This is a genomic window from Flavobacterium potami (genome assembly GCF_020026915.1).
Taxonomy (GTDB): Bacteria; Bacteroidota; Bacteroidia; order Flavobacteriales; family Flavobacteriaceae; genus Flavobacterium; species Flavobacterium potami.
In genome coordinates this window covers 1-264 of sequence record NZ_JAINUY010000102.1, presented here as the reverse complement: position 1 = coordinate 264, position 264 = coordinate 1, and the positions used below count along the sequence as shown (strand labels likewise).

The window sequence follows — 264 nt, the reverse complement described above, 5'->3', positions numbered from 1 at the left end:
TTGCAATTAGGAAATTAATCATGAACGAAGATACATTTGAATTAAGAAGTGAAGAGGTTCAGGACATTCTGACCAAAGTACCACATTGGATGATTCGATGGGGAACGGTCTTGATATTTGGCATTATTGTCATGCTTTTTTTTGTTTCCTGGTTTGTAAAATATCCTGACGTGGTCAAAACAGAAATCGTCATTACAACCAATATTCCGCCGGAGAAAATCGTCTCGAAATCTTCGGGCCGTATTGAAGCTATTCTGGTAAAAG

1 pseudogene is annotated in these 264 nt (G+C 37.9%); it reads left to right on the top strand.

The features are described 5' to 3' along the window. Positions 1 to 20: 20 nt before the first annotated feature. Positions 21 to 264 (top strand): annotated as a pseudogene (locus K6T82_RS24435) (HlyD family secretion protein); the annotation flags it as partial.